The sequence below is a fragment of the Lentilactobacillus buchneri genome, assembly GCF_018314255.1.
GTDB lineage: Bacteria > Bacillota > Bacilli > Lactobacillales > Lactobacillaceae > Lentilactobacillus > Lentilactobacillus buchneri.
The window spans coordinates 475,845-493,581 of the sequence record NZ_CP073066.1; the positions used below are offsets into that span (position 1 = coordinate 475,845).

General features: G+C 45.3%; 17 protein-coding genes. All 17 read right to left on the reverse strand.

Translation table 11 applies throughout. The features are described 5' to 3' along the window. Positions 1-15: 15 nt before the first annotated feature. Positions 16-255, reverse strand: a complete 240-nt coding sequence (locus KE627_RS02430) for an acyl carrier protein (protein ID WP_013728448.1) — start codon at positions 253-255, stop codon at positions 16-18. A 41-nt stretch (positions 256-296) separates the two neighbouring features. Continuing rightward, positions 297-1,280, reverse strand: coding sequence for a beta-ketoacyl-ACP synthase III (locus KE627_RS02435; RefSeq protein WP_013728449.1), 984 nt, complete (start codon positions 1,278-1,280; stop codon positions 297-299). Next, positions 1,277-1,744, reverse strand: coding sequence for a MarR family winged helix-turn-helix transcriptional regulator (locus KE627_RS02440; RefSeq protein WP_013728450.1), 468 nt, complete (start codon positions 1,742-1,744; stop codon positions 1,277-1,279). Before KE627_RS02440 ends, KE627_RS02435 begins: the two co-directional genes overlap by 4 nt. Before the next feature lie 24 nt (positions 1,745-1,768). After that, complete coding sequence (gene fabZ, locus KE627_RS02445; RefSeq protein WP_013728451.1) at positions 1,769-2,215, reverse strand: 3-hydroxyacyl-ACP dehydratase FabZ; 447 nt, start codon at positions 2,213-2,215, stop codon at positions 1,769-1,771. An 831-nt stretch (positions 2,216-3,046) separates the two neighbouring features. Next, the gene (locus tag KE627_RS02450) at positions 3,047-4,348 is read right to left on the reverse strand and encodes a pyrimidine-nucleoside phosphorylase (RefSeq protein ID WP_013728452.1); all 1,302 of its coding nucleotides are present in this window, start codon (positions 4,346-4,348) and stop codon (positions 3,047-3,049) included. A 103-nt stretch (positions 4,349-4,451) separates the two neighbouring features. Beyond that, positions 4,452-5,399, reverse strand: a complete 948-nt coding sequence (locus tag KE627_RS02455; RefSeq protein ID WP_013728453.1) for a sugar-binding transcriptional regulator — start codon at positions 5,397-5,399, stop codon at positions 4,452-4,454. A 20-nt stretch (positions 5,400-5,419) separates the two neighbouring features. Further along, positions 5,420-6,133, reverse strand: a complete 714-nt coding sequence (deoD, locus tag KE627_RS02460; RefSeq protein ID WP_056938927.1) for a purine-nucleoside phosphorylase — start codon at positions 6,131-6,133, stop codon at positions 5,420-5,422. 14 nt (positions 6,134-6,147) lie between these two features. Continuing rightward, positions 6,148-7,344: a phosphopentomutase gene (locus KE627_RS02465; RefSeq protein WP_013728455.1), complete on the reverse strand. Its 1,197-nt coding sequence runs from the start codon at positions 7,342-7,344 to the stop codon at positions 6,148-6,150. A gap of 27 nt (positions 7,345-7,371) precedes the next feature. After that, positions 7,372-8,043, reverse strand: a complete 672-nt coding sequence (deoC, locus tag KE627_RS02470) for a deoxyribose-phosphate aldolase (RefSeq protein ID WP_013728456.1) — start codon at positions 8,041-8,043, stop codon at positions 7,372-7,374. Between the two features lie 527 nt (positions 8,044-8,570). Then, on the reverse strand, positions 8,571-9,473 hold the full coding sequence (locus KE627_RS02475; protein WP_013728457.1) for a glycine betaine ABC transporter substrate-binding protein: 903 nt from the start codon (positions 9,471-9,473) through the stop codon (positions 8,571-8,573). A 12-nt stretch (positions 9,474-9,485) separates the two neighbouring features. Further along, the gene (locus KE627_RS02480; RefSeq protein ID WP_013728458.1) at positions 9,486-10,337 is read right to left on the reverse strand and encodes an ABC transporter permease; all 852 of its coding nucleotides are present in this window, start codon (positions 10,335-10,337) and stop codon (positions 9,486-9,488) included. Next, entirely contained in the window at positions 10,330-11,529 is a 1,200-nt protein-coding gene (locus tag KE627_RS02485; RefSeq protein WP_013728459.1) for a quaternary amine ABC transporter ATP-binding protein, read from the reverse strand. The genes KE627_RS02480 and KE627_RS02485 overlap by 8 nt, the downstream gene beginning before the upstream one ends. 478 nt (positions 11,530-12,007) lie before the next feature. Continuing rightward, positions 12,008-13,378 (reverse strand): 23S rRNA (uracil(1939)-C(5))-methyltransferase RlmD, encoded by a 1,371-nt coding sequence (gene rlmD, locus KE627_RS02490; RefSeq protein ID WP_013728460.1) that lies wholly within the window; start codon positions 13,376-13,378, stop codon positions 12,008-12,010. Positions 13,379-13,455: 77 nt separating this feature from the next. After that, entirely contained in the window at positions 13,456-14,454 is a 999-nt protein-coding gene (locus tag KE627_RS02495) for a diacylglycerol kinase (RefSeq protein WP_056938938.1), read from the reverse strand. A gap of 15 nt (positions 14,455-14,469) precedes the next feature. Next, positions 14,470-15,891 carry an Asp-tRNA(Asn)/Glu-tRNA(Gln) amidotransferase subunit GatB gene (gatB, locus tag KE627_RS02500; protein WP_013728462.1) on the reverse strand — a complete coding sequence of 474 codons (1,422 nt, stop codon included), beginning with the start codon at positions 15,889-15,891 and terminating at the stop codon, positions 14,470-14,472. Then, positions 15,891-17,354 carry an Asp-tRNA(Asn)/Glu-tRNA(Gln) amidotransferase subunit GatA gene (gene gatA / locus KE627_RS02505; RefSeq protein WP_056938928.1) on the reverse strand — a complete coding sequence of 488 codons (1,464 nt, stop codon included), beginning with the start codon at positions 17,352-17,354 and terminating at the stop codon, positions 15,891-15,893. The genes gatB and gatA overlap by 1 nt, the downstream gene beginning before the upstream one ends. Beyond that, positions 17,354-17,665: an Asp-tRNA(Asn)/Glu-tRNA(Gln) amidotransferase subunit GatC gene (gatC, locus tag KE627_RS02510; RefSeq protein WP_013728464.1), complete on the reverse strand. Its 312-nt coding sequence runs from the start codon at positions 17,663-17,665 to the stop codon at positions 17,354-17,356. The genes gatA and gatC overlap by 1 nt, the downstream gene beginning before the upstream one ends. Positions 17,666-17,737 lie beyond the last annotated feature (72 nt).

Here is a 17,737-nt window from a genome sequence, read left to right on the forward strand (position 1 = left end):
CTGCCTACTTTCTGACTACTTGGTTTGTTGTTTTAAAACGTAATCAACCAACTCGCCAACGGTTTCCATACCTTCATCGGTGTCAATTTCAATATCGTAAGTATCTTCAATCTTGTCGACAACTTCAAAGATGTCCAAGCTGTCCAAATCAAGGTCGTTCTTGAAGTTGGTATCTTCCTTAACCTTGTCTGCGTCAACGTCCAATTGGTCCACGATAATATCTTTTACCTTGTTAAATACTTCTTCTTTAGTCATTTTAATTTCCTCCAAATTTTATGTTATTCCAATTTTTATTTTTAGTACTTGATAATCATTGTGCCAACAGTTAATCCGCCGCCAAATCCGGATAGGGCGATGACATCCCCCCTTTTAATGCGTTGTTTGGCGACCAGCTCAGCAAGCAAAATCGGTTCGCTGGCCGCTGATGTGTTGCCATATTCATTGATATTGACAGGAAATTGATTCATCGAAGCGCCCAAAGTATCGGCAATCTTTTCGATGATCCGTTCGTTTGCCTGATGTAAGACGAAGCAGTCGATGTCATCAATGGTCAGGTTTGCCTTCTCAAGGGCACGGTTAATTGATTCTGGAACATTCTTAACCGCGAAACCATAAACGCGATGGCCATTCATTTTGAAAAATGGCGAGTAGCTGGTTTCCGGTGCGGCAAATGGTGACTTAACGCCAACTTGGCCAGCTGTTAAATGCTTACCCAGCTTACCCAACGTCTTCAAGTCCTCAGAGATAAACGAACCGGACTCACTAGATTGGTTGGTCATCAATACCCCAGCCGCGCCATCGCCAAACAAGACGGCCGTCGAACGATCATGCCAATCCAAAAGCTTACTTAATGTCTCGGCCCCAATCAAAATGGCGTGCATCGGCCGATCAGCTTTCAACATCTGACGAACGACCTTCAAGCCGTAGACAAACCCTGAGCAGGCCGCGTCGATATCAAAGGCAATCGCCTGATCAGCACCCAGGTTGCCTTGAACCATGGCACTGACTGACGGTGTCAAATAATCCGGTGACATGGTAGCGACAACGATTAGATCAATCTCAGTGGGTTTGAGGCCGCTTTTTGCCAACAGCTTTGTCGCAACCGCGGTCGCCAGTGAACTGGTCGTCTCTTCAACGGCAACGTGACGCCGCTTGATTCCGGTTCGTTGAGTAATCCACGCATCAGAAGTATCCATCATCGATGAAAGCTCATCGTTATCAACCACGCGCTGTGGAACTGAACTGGCAGTCTCAATGATTTTGAAATCTTCAAAGGTCATTTTGCAGATACCTCATCAATAAAGTCTTCCAGGTTAACCATCGCCTGCTTGATCAACCGAATGTCGTCATCGTCAAAGCCCCTCAAGAACCGTTTGACCAACAATTTATGAAACGCGTCATGGGCCCGATACAACAATCGCCCCTTACTGGTCAATCCCAGATTGATAATCCGGTGATCTTCCTGGTTGGCGATTCGCATCACATACCCTTTGCGTTCCAAATTATTCAAATTGGCGGTCAAAGTTCCTTTGCTCAATTTCAAAATGTGGGCCACTTCCGAGGTTGTCTTTCGATCATGCAGGCCAATGGTATGAACCAAGTGAACTTCCTTCGCAGTAATGTCTTTGAACCGACTTTTTCGAATTTCGCTCTCCTCAATCCGCATGATGCTGTCGTAGACGTTGATGAGCGACTCATTGATAAAGTCGGTATCTTTTTTGATTTCATCACTTTGCGAATTCATTTCTTAGCTCCCCTAGACTGATAATTAAATTTTCTTCTTTGGATCAGGGACAATAAAGGTTAATTCTGCAGAGCAGGCGACTTTGTCATCAACCTTGGCTTCACACTTAACTTTGCCCATGTTCTCACGCTGCTTTTCCATGGTAACGTGAAGTTTTAAGACATCCCCTGGGCGAACAACTTTTCTAAACTTGGCATTGTCAATTGCGCCAAGATAAGCTGTTTTGCCTTTGTACTTTTCAGTTTTCAAAATCAAGATTGAAGCCGCTTGAGCCAATGATTCAATAATCAAGACACCAGGCATCACGGGATTTCCGGGGAAATGGCCCTGGAAAAATTCCTCGTTAATCGTGACGTTCTTGGTAACCACAATTGACTCACCGGGGTTTAATTCATCAACTTTATCCATAAACAAAATTGGATACCGGTTGGGAATTAAATCCATAATTTCAGATGCATCTAATACACTCATTGATTTCTTCCTTTCACTTACAGGGTGGTCAATGCCATTTAAAATTTAGTTCGACTATCAAACTATTAGCTAAAACTAAACGCTCAAAATTGACATTTACCGAGGTTCTTTTCGGAACACACAACATAATAACCTAATTTAGTTTGAATATCAAACTAAATTTCAATACAACGTGTTGCGTTTCTGAAGTTTACCACAAAAGGCCTTCTGTGACTAGTCGTCCGGAAATGGCAGACGTCTTTCTTTTGAACTTGCGGGTTGGCCTAACAAAAAGGCCGAGACATAACTCATTATCGGTTATATCTCGGCCTCGCTTATGTGCGACTTTTGTGAATTCCACTGTTATCTAGTTAAAACGTGGGAAAGAGGACAGCAACTAAATTTAAGGCGCTCCAGCCGAAAATCTGACTCGGTTTCCTGGTGTCTTTCTTTTATTTGGATTAAACCTGTGAAAGAGGACAGCAATCGAAATTTAAGCCGCTCCAGCCGAAAACCTGACTCGGTTTCCTGGTGTCTTACTTTTATTTGGATTAAACCTGTGAAAGAGGACAGCAACTGAATTTTAAGGCGCTCCACCCGAAAACCTAACTCGGTTTCCTGGTGTCTTACTTTTATTTAGATTAAACCTGTGAAAGAGGACAGCAATCGAAATTTAAGGCGCTCCAGCCGAAAACCTAACTCGGTTTCCTGGTGTTTTACTGTTATTTGGATTAAACGTGTGAAAGAGGACAGCAATTGAAATTTAAGCCACTCCAGCCGAAAACCTGACTCGGTTTCCGTCTGGAGTGGCTTAAATTTCGATTGCTAAACGTCCTCTTTCACACTCTGTTTTTATTCAACTGTTTCATAAACCAACGTTGGTTTGTTGGCGGACTCAGAGATTTCAATATTGTCATACAACCGCTTCTTAATGTCATCGACATCGTCACGATTGCTATATATTGTCAGCAGTGACTCCCCGGCTTTGACCTGGTCGCCAATCTTCTTATGCAGCATAATGCCAACCGCGTAGTCCAGCTGGTCATCGGCCTTCTGCCGGCCACCGCCCAAGAGCATGCTGGCAATCCCTATCTCATCAGCCACAATTTTGGAAACGACGCCGCTGCTTGGTGCGGGCAGGTCAATCTTGAATTGAGCTTGCGGTAAGACATGTTCTGGATCGTCAATGACTGCCGGATCGCCGCCCTGATCCGCGATCATTGCGCGGAGTCGCTCCAACGCCTGACCGTTATGGATCACTGCGGTACATTTTTGCTGGCCTTCTTCAGTCGTTTCCGCTTGGCCACCCATAACTGCCATGTAGCCGCCAATCACGACGATCAATTTTTCCAAATCTGCCGGCCCATTGCCCTTTAGCAAATCAATTGATTCTTGGATTTCCAGCGCGTTACCAACTGCATCACCCAGCGGCTGATTCATGTCGGTAATCAGCGCCATACACTGCATGCCGACACCTTTGCCAATCTCAACCAAGGCTTTAGCCAGCGCTCTTGAATCGTCCAGGGTCTTCATGAAAGCTCCCGCACCGGTTTTCACATCAATGACCAGCGCGTCTGCCCCCGAAGCAATCTTCTTACTCATAATTGAACTGGCAATCAATGGAATAGAGTCGACCGTATCGGTGACATCCCGCAAGGCATAAATCTTTTTGTCTGCCGGGGCAATATTCCCAGTTGCGCCAATAATTGCCAGTTGGTCTTTTTTAAGTTGGGCAATAAAGTCATCCTCGCTAATTTCAACCTGATACCCTGGGATTGCTTCCAGCTTGTCCAATGTTCCGCCGGTATGTCCAAGCCCCCGGCCGGAAATCATCGGTACCGGAATTCCAAGAGCGGCTACCACGGCTGCCAATGGAATACTCGTCTTGTCGCCAACCCCTCCCGTGGAATGCTTATCGACTTTCACGCCGGGAATTTGGCTCAAGTCCAAATGGTCACCGGATTTCATCATCGTCATAGTCAATTTGGCTTGTTCCTCGCTGGTCATCCCTTGGAAGAAGATTGCCATCAATAAGGCACTAATTTGATAATCCGGAATGTCGCCCGAAACCACCCCATCGACAAAAAATTGAATCTGCTCATCTGTCAGCTGTTTACCAGCTCGTTTGGTGTGAATTACGTCTACCATTCTCATTGTGGATTCTCCTTTGATTTTTCATTTAAAATAAAGCGTTTTCATTTGAGCGTTGAACAAACGCCCAACCCTGATTGGTTCGAATATGGATTGGGCGTTGCCGTTAATAATCTAGTAAGAGTTGTGCCAAACTTTGATCCAGAATTGCGCAATTGGTGTAGTGCGCATTGATTGCCGCATGGACTGCTGCCGCCTTTCGATTGCCGCTGGCGACCAAGATTGCGTGCGGCTTATCTTTTAAATCATCCAGCTGAATGCCGATGGTCCGATCGTTGATTTCTTTTGAGACAATTTGGCCATTTTCATCAACAAAGCGTGAAAAAATATCGCCGACAGCCAGTCGCTGAATTTCAGCTTTTTCCTGATCATTGAAATACCCAAGTTGGAAAATCAATGCCTCTGATCGAACAGTCCCGACAGTAAACAAGGCAACGTTGGCTCGGCGCCCAAGATCAAGAATGTGTTTGATATGCCGGTCGGTTTCAACCATTTCCTTGGTGACTTGGTTATCAAATATCACCGGCAGCGGCAGATACTCGGGATGGGTATGATAGGCTTTTGCCAATTCATTGACAGACTCATAGGCCCAGGTTTTTTCCTGGGAATGACTGATACTACCTTTGAGTTGAACCACCTGAACGCCGGCAATATCCTGCTCTTCGAGTTGCTTGGTAACCGAATGAATGGTTTCCCCCCAGCCAATCCCGATGATGTCACCAGCTTGAACGTTGGCAGACAAAAAGTCGGCGGTATAGCGGCCAACACCGTCTTGAATACTGACGGTCCCGCCGTAATTGTTTGGCACCACATGGAATTCAATTCCGTACTTATCACTCAACTGTTTGGACAACACCTGCGAATCAACCAAGGGATTGACAATCTGGATCTTCACCAAACCGTTATCCTTGGCATATTGCAGCAATCGTGACACCGTCGGGCGGGAGACCCCCAATCGAGCGGCAATTTCGATTTGACTCAAATTATCCTGAAAGTATAATTCGGCCACGCGCAAGCTTTGTTTGAGTTTGGTGATGTCCTTAATTTCATCCATGTGATCGCTCCAATTTCTCTTTATGACATATTTTTAATGGCGGTTTCCAGTGATAATCTGGCCATTTCATCAAATGACGTTTCCCGTTCCTTGGCGGGGAGGGCTTCGCCGGTCAGCAAATGATCACTGACCGTCAGAATGGTCAGTGCGCGAATGTGATGTTTGGCAGCCAGCAAATATAGCCCGGAGGTTTCCATTTCAGTTGCCAAAACGCCATAATCAATTAATTTGTGGATATCCAACTCATCGTTGTAGAAACGATCAGCGGCAAAAATGTTGCCCACCTTGGTGTTAATTCCCATTTGTTGCGCGGTATGGTAAGCGGAATCCAGCAGGCCAAAATCAGCAATTGGCGAGTAGTACATTCCTGGGCCAAAGGTGTTTTGAATGATCGATGAATCGGTGGTCCCGGATTGGCCCAAAATGACGTCACGGATCTTCACGTCTGGACTCATCCCACCACATGACCCAACCCGATAAATGGTCTTAACCCCATATTCTTTAATGAGTTCAGTCGTATAAATAGCCAAGGATGGAATCCCCATCCCAGATCCCTGAACCGAAATTCGGTGACCCTTATAAGTTCCAGTATACCCGAACATGTTTCGGACTTCACTGTAGCGGACAGGATTGTCCAGATAAGTTTCAGCAATGAACTTTGCCCGCAGTGGATCTCCAGGCATTAAAACTGTGTCGGCGATTTCGCCGGGCTTTGCGCCAATATGTGTACTCATATGATTGCCTCCGTTTATTTCAAATCAGCCAGAAAACTATCGCCAACCCCATTGCCGGCAACGTTAAAGTTATCCAGCACGGTTGCGCCAAAATCGGCAAAGGTTTTACGGATGCCTAAGCTATCGGCATGTTGCATTGAAGGTGAATAGGCCAGCAATGGCACCAGTTCGCGGGTATGATCGGTGCCTTTAAAACCTGGATCGTTGCCGTGATCGGCCGTGATCAGCAGCAGGTCGTCGTCCTTCAAATTCTTCAGCACCGTTCCCAAACGTTTGTCAAAATCCATTAAGGCTTGGCCAAAGCCAATGGGATTACGGCGGTGGCCGTACATTGCGTCAAAGTCGACCAAGTTGGTGAAGCAAAAGCCGGTAAAGTCTTCTGCCATCACGTGGTCAACGTGATCCATGCCGTCCATATTACTTTCATTATGGTAGCCTTCATCAATTCCGTGGCCTGAGAAAATATCGTTGATTTTACCGATCCCAACGGTGTGGACCCCCGCCTTCTGCAGGTCGTCCAAATCAGTCGTGCCAGTCGGCTCCAACGTGAAGTCGTGCCGGTTGGCAGTCCGAGTGAAATGATCCTTATCCGGACCAACGTATGGGCGTGCAATGATCCGGCCAACCGTGTATTCGGGACCGTTGACCAACGTTCTGGCATACTCGCAAATTTTATAGAGTTCTTCAAGCGGGATGACGTCTTCGTGGGCGGCAATTTGGAGAACTGAGTCACCGGACGTGTAAACAATCAGATCCCCAGTCTTCATCTGTTGCTCCCCGAGTTCCGCAATAATCTTGGTGCCGGATTCGGGCCGGTTACCAATAATTTTACGGCCTGAAAAATCTGCCAAGTTTTTGAGAATCTCTTCCGGGAACCCATTTGGAAAGGTGCTCAAGGGCTTTTCAACCGGCAACCCCATCATTTCCCAGTGGCCGTCCATACTGTCTTTGCCGGCGGAAATTTCTTGCATCTTACCATAGTAGCCGATTGGTGAAGTCACTTTGTCGACGCCTTCAATTGCCGTTTGGCGCAAATTGGAAATGCCAAGTTTTTGTAAATTGGGAATCTGCAGCTTTCCCTCATAAGCCTCGCCAACGTGTCCCAAAGTGTCTGAACCGACATCGCCGAATTTAGCAGCATCTGGTGCTTCGCCTGTTCCAACTGAGTCCATTACGATGCCAAAAATGCGTTTATATTTCTTAACTGTCATCTAAATTCCTCCCCTACAACCAGCTGCTTAAGATAAAATCTTGACGGTTGCGCTGACACCTAACCGGCTGGCACCAGCTTCGATCATTGCCAAAGCTTCTTCTCGAGAATGAATTCCACCGGAAGCCTTAACGCCCAACTTGTTGCCGACAGTCTTTCTCATTAAGGCAACGTTATGAAGGGTTGCCCCTTCCGAGCTAAAGCCGGTCGATGTCTTCACGTAATCAGCACCGGCAGCTTCAGAAGCGTGGCAGGCGTTGACAATTTGCTCGTCGTTCAATAATGATGTTTCAAAAATGACTTTGAGCATTTTGTGCTTGGCGTGAACCGCTTCAGCAACGGCTTGAATATCGGCAGTGACGTAATCGAGATTGCCGCCGATCAGTTCACCGACATTTAAAACCATGTCAATTTCTTCGGCACCGTCATCAATCGCCGTAATGGCTTCGTAAACTTTGGTTTCAGTGTTGGTTGCCCCGAGTGGGAAGCCGACAACCGTAATTGGGTTAACAGTTGTGTCCTTTAAAAGCTCGGCGGCAAGTGGAATCCAGTGTGAATTGATACAAACAGAAGCCGTATTATACTTGATTGCTTCTTCACAAGTTTGGCGAATGCTGGCCTCAGTTGCCTCTGGTTTTAAGTTTGTGTGGTCCAAATACTTTGCGAGTTGAGCAGTCGTAATTTCTTTTGTCATGGTCATGTAACCCCTTTCATTTCTTTACAAGGATAGTTTACAGGAATTTAGAACATATGTAAAGATGTTTGTTGAAATTTTGTTCTGTTATGTGAACTTGTGAGCTTTTAGTGGGTTGATAAAAGCCATCGTCCTTGAGGGGCGGTGGCTTTTGGGAGGTGGGAATATTGATTAGTTTTACTTTCTGTTGTTGAAAACATCCATGGTTGCTTGTGCATGTTAAACGAGCTGGTTGGTGGAGATATCGATAATCCGAGCCTTGGTTGTCCCTACTTACATAGTGAAAATGTGCTCCGACGACCCTGATCCCTACTGCATAAAGCGAACCCTTCAATAAGGCACAGAACCACGCCTTATTGAAGGGTTCACTTTATGCTCCGGGATCACCCGGGTCTCGTCGCACTCTGTTCTGAAATGTGCTCCTCAGCCCAGCCCCTAACGCATAAGGCCGAAGCGCAAATCGATAAGCACACCCCGCTTATCAATTCGCCCTTCGGCCTTATACACCGGGGCTAACCGGGCTGACTCGCACTCTACTTCAAGTCTCCAATCGTATTCACATTCTTCATATACGTTGGGACAGCCAAGCCGACCTTGGCGCCATGCAAGTTGACACCCAAATCGTCAAACTTGCCCTTGTAGTCCTTATAATACAGTCCCTGAGTTGTCGGCAGCCAGGCACTTACCATCCCATCCGCTGCATTTGTAGCAATTGATGCCCACAGTGGTTGGACTTCCATTGCTTGGATTTCCACCTTGTAACCTAATGACCGCAATACGTTGGCCACCACATTGGTTGAGGCAATTTCAGAATCCCAGGCGACATACGTCAGCTTGATCGATTGACCATGCACGTGGGCAATACCCTTCGTCCAGGTATCAACCTGCTTTTGATTAGCCTTGATCCAATCATTGGCAGCTTTATGCGGATCTTCGCCATTGTTGACTTTCAGCATCACATCTGCCATTTGTTTTGGCCGCCAATTAAAGCGGTTCAGCATTTCGTACGCCTGTGGTTTGTCCTTCTTCAATCCTTTTCGAACGATGGTGTGAATGTCTTCGGCTTTGCCGTATACGTTCTTAGGATCTTTCAAAAATTTTAAATTGTATTTGGTAAACATCCAGTGCGGAGTCCAGCCGGTTACGACAATCGGCTGATGATTTTTGATGGCTTTACCCAATGTACTGGTCATTGCCGCGGTGGAACTGGTCTGCAGCTGCCATTTACCTTTGTCCAAACCATATGCCTTCATAGCCTTCTGCGTACTGGACATGATCCCGGCACCGGCCTCAATCCCGGTAATTGTGTAGTTGATCTGCTTGCCAAGGCTTTCGTTAGCATGATACCGAGCAGGCTTACTACCACATGCCGAAAGGAGAATCATCGAGAAGAACAAGGCAATGGTTAATAGAAATCGATTGTTCTTTTTTCGCATAGTAACCCCCTTCTATGACTTAGGGACTTTTGTGCGGTTAATCGCCTGGGTAATCCGGTCAAGGATGATTGCCAGAATAACGATTGCCAAACCGGCAGCAAAACCGCCACCAGCATCGTTTCGACCAACGGCAAAGTAGACCTTGTTTCCAAGTCCCATCGCCCCAATCATCGAAGCAATCACAACCATTGACAACGACAGCATCATACTTTGATTAACGCCGGCCATTAAGGTTGATTTCGCTAACGGTAATTGAACCTTAAACAACTTTTGCCAACCCGTAGATCCATAGGAATCCGCTGCTTCAATCAAGTCATTGGGCACTTGACGGATTCCCAGGTTGGTCATTCGAACCGTCGGTGGCATTGCAAAAATAACGGAGGCAATGACCCCTGGAACCATACCGATCCCAAAGAAGGCAACTGCCGGAATCAAATAAACAAAGGCTGGCATTGTTTGCATGAAGTCCAAAATTGGCTTATTGATCACCGCAAAAACTTTTGATTTAGCCATCCAAATTCCAAGCGGGACTCCAATCACCAACGCAATCAAACTGGATGTCAGAACCAGTGTGAGGGTCTGGGTCATATCCCGCCAGAAACCTTGATTCCAAATGTAAAGGAGACCAATGGCTTCAAAAATCAGTAATGTCCAATGCTTAGTGTTGCGGTTCAGCCAGTAGGTGGCCCCCAGAACAATCAGCATGAACAGCCAAATCGGCAGGATGTCAAAGACCCATTGGAAACCGTTAATGATGCCGCCGATAAAATTGGTGACACCGTTAAAGAAGCCTTCAAAGCCGGCAAGCCAGTCGACAAATTTATCAATCCAGCTGGAGACTGGTAATTGTGGAATGTTATTCATCCTCTGTCACCTCATTTCCTGAAATGGCGCCTAGAACGGCACCTCGAATGATGATTCCTAGTAAATGTTTTTGATCGTCAAGCACCGCAAATGGAATCGGTGTCTGCGAGATTTTTTCCATAATCTCCGTAATCGGTGTGTCTGGATGCGTCGTTGGGACATCGGTTTGGACAACTGACATCAGATCAGGGTTTTTCTGTTTAATTAATCCCATCACGTGATCAGCATCCGCAACGCCAACGAATTCCCGCTTACTATTGACAACGTAAACAGACGAAATTTCATTCTCACGCATCCGACGCATTGCGATCCGTGGACCATCCTTATCGATATTGACAAAAGTTGGGCGAATCATCACATTGGAAGCAGTTAAGACCTTGGTCCGGTCAACATCTTCGATAAATTTCTCAACGTATTCGTCAGCAGGCTGAGTCAGAATCTCTTCTGGAGTCCCGGTCTGGACAATCACGCCGTCCTTCATGATCATAATTCGGTCACCAATTCTCAGGGCTTCGTTCAGATCATGAGAGATAAAAACAATTGTCTTGTGTAAGTTCTCCTGCAGATCCAGCAATTCATCCTGCATATCTTTTCGATTCAAGGGATCAAGGGCTGAAAAGGCCTCGTCCATCAACAGAATTTCAGAATCAGTTGCCAATGCTCTGGCTAACCCAACTCGCTGCTGCATCCCACCAGAGAGTTGGGTTGGATATTGGTCGTCGTAGCCGTGAAGACCAACTAATTCCAAGGCATCGTGGGCCTTTTTTAAGCGTTCATCCTTGTCGACGCCTTTAACTTCCAATCCGTAGGCAGTATTTTCAATGATTGTCCGATTTGGGAATAACGCAAAATTTTGAAAGACCATGCTCATTTTGTTGCGACGAACATCCAACAGCTCTTTTTTATTTAGGTCTGTCAAATTCTCGCCATCGATCATTACCTTGCCGGATGTCGGCTCAATTAAGCGGTTAATCATTCGAATCATGGTCGACTTACCACTCCCTGATAATCCCATGATCACGAAGATTTCACCATCATTGACCTCAAAGTTGGCATCGCTAACACCAACCGTTGCCCCGGCATTTTGTAAAATTTCAGCTTTTGACTTACCTTGTTTTAATAGTTCTTCAGCTTTTTGAATCCTGCGGCCAAAGATTTTGGTAAGATGTTGCACTTGTAGTTTTGCTGTCATGTGCTCCTCCTTACATCATTCAGGATAAATAAAAATCAATTACCGGCCTAAAGCACAAACGTATGTGGAAGCCAGTAATTGAACGACTTATAAAACCTTAACAAAAATATGCATTCAGTTCAACCATTTAGCAAATCCGTCAGATTCCCTCACTGGGGGATTGTAACCGGTTTTATGGTTGACCTTATCTACATAATAGCAATTTTATACATTTGCACTGTATCTTGTTGCCGGGGTTGCTACATTTACTTTTAGAATAGGATTTCAACGGGATTGGAAAATATTTTTGGCTTTTTTTAAATTTGCTGATAAAAAAAGAGGGAATCAGGACAAAAGTGATTGCTTTTGTCCTGATTCCCTCACACATTCTCTGTTAACTGCAACATTGAATGACCTCTGGCAATAATGAAAATCGATGGAATCATCAATTCGTTTTTGTAAATTGAACAAATATCCGTTGGATGGGCTCATTCAACGCTTAATGACCACGTTCCAAGACGGTAATTGATTCAACATGCACGGTTTGTGGGAATTGGTCAACGGGTTGAATCGGTTGATTAACCTGATAACCTTGCTCAGTAAATAATTTAACATCTCGTGCCAAAGTTGCCGGATTACATGACACATAGACCACTCGCTTGGGCTGCATTTTCACCACGCTGTCAATCAAACTGGCATCAAGGCCTTTACGCGGCGGATCAACAGAAATGACATCCGGCTTTAAGCCGTCTTCCTGCCATTTGGCCATTTGCGTCTCGGCTTTGCTGGCAACGAAGTGCACATTGGTTAAATTGTTGAGCTTGGCGTTCTTCTTAGCATCTTCAACAGCTTCAGGGACAATTTCAACCCCATAAACCTGCTTGGCCACGCGGGCCATCGAAAGCGAAATTGTCCCGATTCCACAATAGGCATCGATCACAACATCGTCAGCCGACAAGTCAGCTTTCTTGGTCGCCAAATCATATAATTTTTCCGTCTGCACCGGGTTGACTTGATAAAATGAGCTGGCTGAAATATCAAACTTCAGTCCAAGCAGGGTATCCTCAATGGTACTCTTACCAGCCAAAACTTTATTTTTCTTGCCCATCAAGGCATTCGTTTTTTCAGGATTGACATTTTGGACGATACTTTTCACTTCGGGCAGTGACTGCTCAACTTCAGCCACAATCTCGCTACTGCTTGGCAGTTTCTCTGTTCTGGTAATCAAGACGATCATCATTTCATGAGAGTAGTAGCCGCGGCGGACCATGATGTTGCGGACAACGCCCTTGTTGGTTTGTTCATCATAGGGTTGAACTCTGAACTTGCGCAAAATGTCACGAACAACCACCACTGCCTCATCAATCTTGGGATCTTGAATATAGAAGTCTTCAATCGGCACCAAGTCATGAGAGTGTTTCCGATAAAAACCGGTTTGAAGCTGCCCATTAATGGAGCGGACAGGAATTTGAGCCTTATTACGATAGTGGGTTGGATCGTCCATGCCGATCGTGGGATTAACAGTCACATCAAGCTTCATTTTATCAAAGTCAACTTGAATTTGATGTTGCTTGAATTTTAATTGCGCATCATATTTTAGATGTTGAAGCGGTGCAATTCCGGTTTGGGTGTAAGCTTTATCCACCAATTCAACCCGGTCTTTACTCTTTTGATTGATCTTAACTACCCGTCCGAAGGCAAAGTTCTTTTTAACCTTAATAACCTTCATGGTCACGTTTTCGGTTGGCAGAGCATTTTCAATAAAAATTGGGAAATCATCAATCTTGGCGACTCCCAGACCTTGATACGTTAAATCAGTAATGTCAACGTCGTAGTTCTGGTTCTTTTCAACTGGTACCATCTTTTTCATTTATTCACCTTTTTAATTCCTAGAAACAAAAATTGCGAAACGAAAGCTTCGTAACGCAATTATAACATCTTATTAAACTATTCTTTATCAGGGAGTTTGTCAACGCCTGTGACGAAGTTCTTTTCAACTCGGCGCATCTCATTGGTTTCATCAGAGTACGCATCATCGGGAATTTCGTCGGTATTGGCAAAAAATTCAATGTGTTGTTTGAGATCAACGAAAGTCATCGGTGCATCTCCACCATATTCACCGTCCAGATTGATCTGCATTCGATCATGAACCGGCTTGGCAGTGACTTTACGCACCTTTTTATAGATAATCCGTGGATCATCGACATGCCGGCCACCGTTGAGGACTTTTGATGCTAAATGGAGAATTTCAACCAAGTTGCTGGTTTTAACGATAATTAAAGTGAATTTTCCATCATCTAACGAAGCGTCTGGAACAATTTGCTCAAACCCGCCAACCGAGTTTGTTAGGGCCAGGAAAAACATCGAGGCCTTACCTTTAAACTCTTCATCGTCATACTTCAGATCCATCTCAATCGGCTTAATGCGTGGCAACAGTTCAGCTCCACGAACCAAATAGGCCAAGTAACCAAAGAAGGTTTTCAAGTCTGAGGGAACATCGTAAGTCAGTTCGGTTAGCAATCCACCAGCAGCAATATTGATAAAGTAATTTTCACCTGCTTTACCGATATCTATCCGCAGGGTTTGGTCCTTCAAGACTACCTTGGCAGCCTCGACGGGATCTTCTCTGGGAATGTGCAGCGCTCTTGCGTAATCGTTAGTCGTTCCAGCAGGAATAATCGCCATCTTGGGACGCTTCTTCAGTGGCGCGATGCCGTTAACCACCTCGTTAATGGTACCATCCCCACCTGCAGCTACCACGAGTTCAAAGCCGTCCTTGGCAGCACGGCGAGCCTCGTTTTTAGCAGAATCCTTGGCGGGGGTTGTCGCATAAGCGCTGGTTTCATAACCAGCTTGCTCAAAAATATTCAAAATGTCGACTAACTTTTGCTTGAGAAGTTCCCTTCCCGAAGTAGGATTATAAATAACCCGGGCCCGTTTTCGCATATCCATCCTGACTTTCTATTTACTCATTGAATCCTTTAGCATTTTGTTGATTACTTGCGGGTTAGCTTTCCCGTGGGTTTGTTTCATAATTTGACCAACCAAGAAACCGATGGCCCGATCCTTACCATTATGGAAATCTTCAACAGATTGTGGGTTAGCCGCTACGACTTCATCAACAATTGGCTGAAGCTTGGCTGGGTCTGACAACTGAACCATGCCCTTGTCTTCAACGAATTTCTTGGGCTCTTCACCATTGGTGATGGCTTTAAAGACTTTCTTAGCCATCTTTGATGAAATCGTGCCGTCAGAAATTAGTTTGATCATGGTGGCCAAATGCTCAGGGGTAATCTTGGTATCTTGTAGTTCAACCTGATTATCATTCATATAAGCATTAACGTCACCTTGCAGGTAGTTGGCAGCCAATTTGGCGTCGGCACCGGCAGCAATCATCTTATCAAAGAAATCAGACATTTCCTTGGTCTGGGTAATGACCATTGCATCGTAATCTGTAATCCCAAGTTCATTGACGTAACGCTCACGACGTTTTGCAGGCGGCTCAGGCAGTTCTGATTGAATCTCGTCAATCCAGTCCTGGGAAATATTCAAAACTGGTAGATCAGGTTCTGGGAAGTAACGGTAATCATCGGAGCCTTCCTTAGTCCGCATTAAGATGGTTTGGCCGGTTGACTCGTCAAAACGACGGGTTTCCTGGGCAATTTTGCCGCCCGACATCAAAACACGTTGATGACGAGCTTCCTCAAATGCCAAACCTTTTTTAACATACGTGAAGGAGTTCAAATTCTTCAATTCAGTCTTGGTCCCATATTCCTGCTGGCCAACGGGGCGAACAGAAATGTTAACATCGACACGCATGGAACCTTCTTCCATCTTAACGTCGGATACACCCGTGAACTGGATAACCTGACGTAATTGTTCCAAGTAGGCATATGCTTCATCTGGAGAAGAAATGTCGGGTTTGGAAACAATTTCAATCAGTGGCGTTCCCTGACGGTTCAAATCAACGTAAGAATATTCGGAAGCATGCGAGTTCTTACCAGCATCCTCTTCGATATGCATTTCAGCAATTCCGATCTTCTTTTTCTTACCGTCAACATCAATTTCAACCCAGCCATCATGGGCAATTGGGGTTTCTGATTGAGTGATCTGGTAAGCTTTAGGATTATCGGGATAGAAGTAGTTCTTCCGGTCAAAGTGTGGGTGGCGTTCAATTTGGGCGTGAAGTGCCAAACCAGCCATGATGCCGTCATGGACAACTCCTTTATTGGTGGTTGGTAAAACACCAGGATATCCCCAGTCAATGACGTTGGTATTGGAGTTGGGTTCATCACCAAATTCTACAGGAGATGGACTAAAAATTTTGGAATTGGTTTTTAATTCAACGTGGACTTCCAGTCCGATTGTCGTTTCAAAATTCATTAGTTGTTACCTCCCATCTTTGGTGTTTGTTTTGCAAAATCAGTTTCTTGTTCAAATGCACTACCTGCTTGGTAAACGGTCAATTCGTCATATGGGCGACCAATCAATTGCACACCCACTGGTAAGCCCTTGGAGAACCCGGCAGGAATTGACATTCCTGGCAAGCCAGCCAAGTTAACCGGCAGGGTCAACACATCGTTCATATACATGGTCATCGGATCTGAGACATCCTCGCCGATTCCGTATGCAGGCGTCGGTGCAGTAGGTGCCAAAATCAAGTCATAGTCTTTGAAGACATTGGTAAAGTCATTAATCATCAACGTCCGAACTTGAGCGGCTTTTTTGAAGTAGGCGTCATAAAAACCAGCTGAAAGTGAGAATGTTCCCAGCATGATTCGACGCTTAACTTCGTCGCCAAAACCTTCTGAACGGGATTTAACGTACAAGTCTTCCAAGTCTTTGACATCTTTTGCCCGGCGGCCATAACGAATGCCGTCAAAACGCTGCAGGTTGGAAGAAGCTTCGGATGAGGAAATGATGTAATAAGCCGCCACACCGTACTTGGTATGTGGAAGTGAAACTTCTTCAACGGTTGCCCCCAACTTTTTGAAGGTTTCCGCAGTATCTAAGACGGTTTGCTTGATGTCGTCATCCAGTCCCTGGGCCATAAATTCAGTAGGAATTCCAATTTTCATGCCCTTAACACCTTTGTTCAATGTGCTGGTGAAGTCGGGAACTTCTTTAGTCGAAGAAGTCAAGTCATGCTCGTCGTGGCCGGCAATGGCGTTCATAATCGTTGCATTGTCACTGACGTTACGAGTGATTGGCCCAATTTGATCCAAACTGGAACCAAAAGCAATCAGTCCCCATCGTGAAACTCGGCCATAAGTCGGCTTCATGCCGACCACACCATTAAATGATGCTGGCTGACGAATAGAACCCCCAGTATCTGACCCCAAAGCGGCAATGACTTCACCGGCAGCAACAGCAGCAGCTGAACCACCTGACGAACCACCAGGAACTTTGGTTGTGTCCCAAGGGTTATGAGTAATCTTAAATGCAGAGTTTTCAGTTGACCCGCCCATGGCGAATTCATCCATGTTGGTCTTACCAACTGTAATGGTGCCAAGTTTGTTCAACTTGTCAACAGCGGTAGCATCATAAATCGGCTTGAAGTTTTCCAGAATTTTCGACGCTGCGGTTGTGGTCAAGCCTTTGGTCACCATATTGTCCTTAATGGCAATTGGCATTCCGGACAAAAGGTTATCAGCGTCAATGCCCTTAGCATCAACGTCGGCAGCTTTCTTCAAAGCCCCTTCATCGTTGACAGTAATAAAAGCGTTGATGTCATTATCAACGGATTTAATGTTATCCAAAGTTTGCTGGGTCAAATCCTTCGCAGAGATTTCTTTGTTGACCAGTTGTTTGTGAATGCTGGAAAGTGATTGATCGAAATAATTCATTATTCGTTATCCCCGCTTTCATCAATAATGGTTGGCACTCTGATGTAGCCATCGGCCGTGTCTGGTGCGTTATCAAGCAATGCTTGACGTTGGTGCCAATCTTCGGCAATATCGTCTCGCATCACGTTAATTTGATCAGTCACACTACTGGTAGGTTCAACGCCGTCAGTGTCAACTTCGCTCAGTGTTTCAAACAACCCAATGATTTGGTCTAATTGAGTGGTGAAATATGGCAGTTGATCGTCGGCAATTTTTAGCTTTGCTAATTCAGCAACGTGTTTTACTTGATCTTCGGAGATCTTTTCAGTCATTGAAATCCTTCTCTCTTCTGAATATATCCAAAATTTAATAACAACAATAATTCTACCATATAAAGAATCGCA

Bases quoted from the DNA above. Each gene is read 5' to 3' on its own strand.
- KE627_RS02430 (WP_013728448.1), bottom strand. From the start codon at position 255: ATGACTAAAGAAGAAGTATTTAACAAGGTAAAAGATATTATCGTGGAC.
- KE627_RS02435 (WP_013728449.1), bottom strand. From the start codon at position 1,280: ATGACCTTTGAAGATTTCAAAATCATTGAGACTGCCAGTTCAGTTCCA.
- KE627_RS02440 (WP_013728450.1), bottom strand. From the start codon at position 1,744: ATGAATTCGCAAAGTGATGAAATCAAAAAAGATACCGACTTTATCAAT.
- fabZ (WP_013728451.1), bottom strand. From the start codon at position 2,215: ATGAGTGTATTAGATGCATCTGAAATTATGGATTTAATTCCCAACCGG.
- KE627_RS02450 (WP_013728452.1), bottom strand. From the start codon at position 4,348: ATGAGAATGGTAGACGTAATTCACACCAAACGAGCTGGTAAACAGCTG.
- KE627_RS02455 (WP_013728453.1), bottom strand. From the start codon at position 5,399: ATGGATGAAATTAAGGACATCACCAAACTCAAACAAAGCTTGCGCGTG.
- deoD (WP_056938927.1), bottom strand. From the start codon at position 6,133: ATGAGTACACATATTGGCGCAAAGCCCGGCGAAATCGCCGACACAGTT.
- KE627_RS02465 (WP_013728455.1), bottom strand. From the start codon at position 7,344: ATGACAGTTAAGAAATATAAACGCATTTTTGGCATCGTAATGGACTCA.
- deoC (WP_013728456.1), bottom strand. From the start codon at position 8,043: ATGACCATGACAAAAGAAATTACGACTGCTCAACTCGCAAAGTATTTG.
- KE627_RS02475 (WP_013728457.1), bottom strand. From the start codon at position 9,473: ATGCGAAAAAAGAACAATCGATTTCTATTAACCATTGCCTTGTTCTTC.
- KE627_RS02480 (WP_013728458.1), bottom strand. From the start codon at position 10,337: ATGAATAACATTCCACAATTACCAGTCTCCAGCTGGATTGATAAATTT.
- KE627_RS02485 (WP_013728459.1), bottom strand. From the start codon at position 11,529: ATGACAGCAAAACTACAAGTGCAACATCTTACCAAAATCTTTGGCCGC.
- rlmD (WP_013728460.1), bottom strand. From the start codon at position 13,378: ATGAAAAAGATGGTACCAGTTGAAAAGAACCAGAACTACGACGTTGAC.
- KE627_RS02495 (WP_056938938.1), bottom strand. From the start codon at position 14,454: ATGCGAAAACGGGCCCGGGTTATTTATAATCCTACTTCGGGAAGGGAA.
- gatB (WP_013728462.1), bottom strand. From the start codon at position 15,891: ATGAATTTTGAAACGACAATCGGACTGGAAGTCCACGTTGAATTAAAA.
- gatA (WP_056938928.1), bottom strand. From the start codon at position 17,354: ATGAATTATTTCGATCAATCACTTTCCAGCATTCACAAACAACTGGTC.
- gatC (WP_013728464.1), bottom strand. From the start codon at position 17,665: ATGACTGAAAAGATCTCCGAAGATCAAGTAAAACACGTTGCTGAATTA.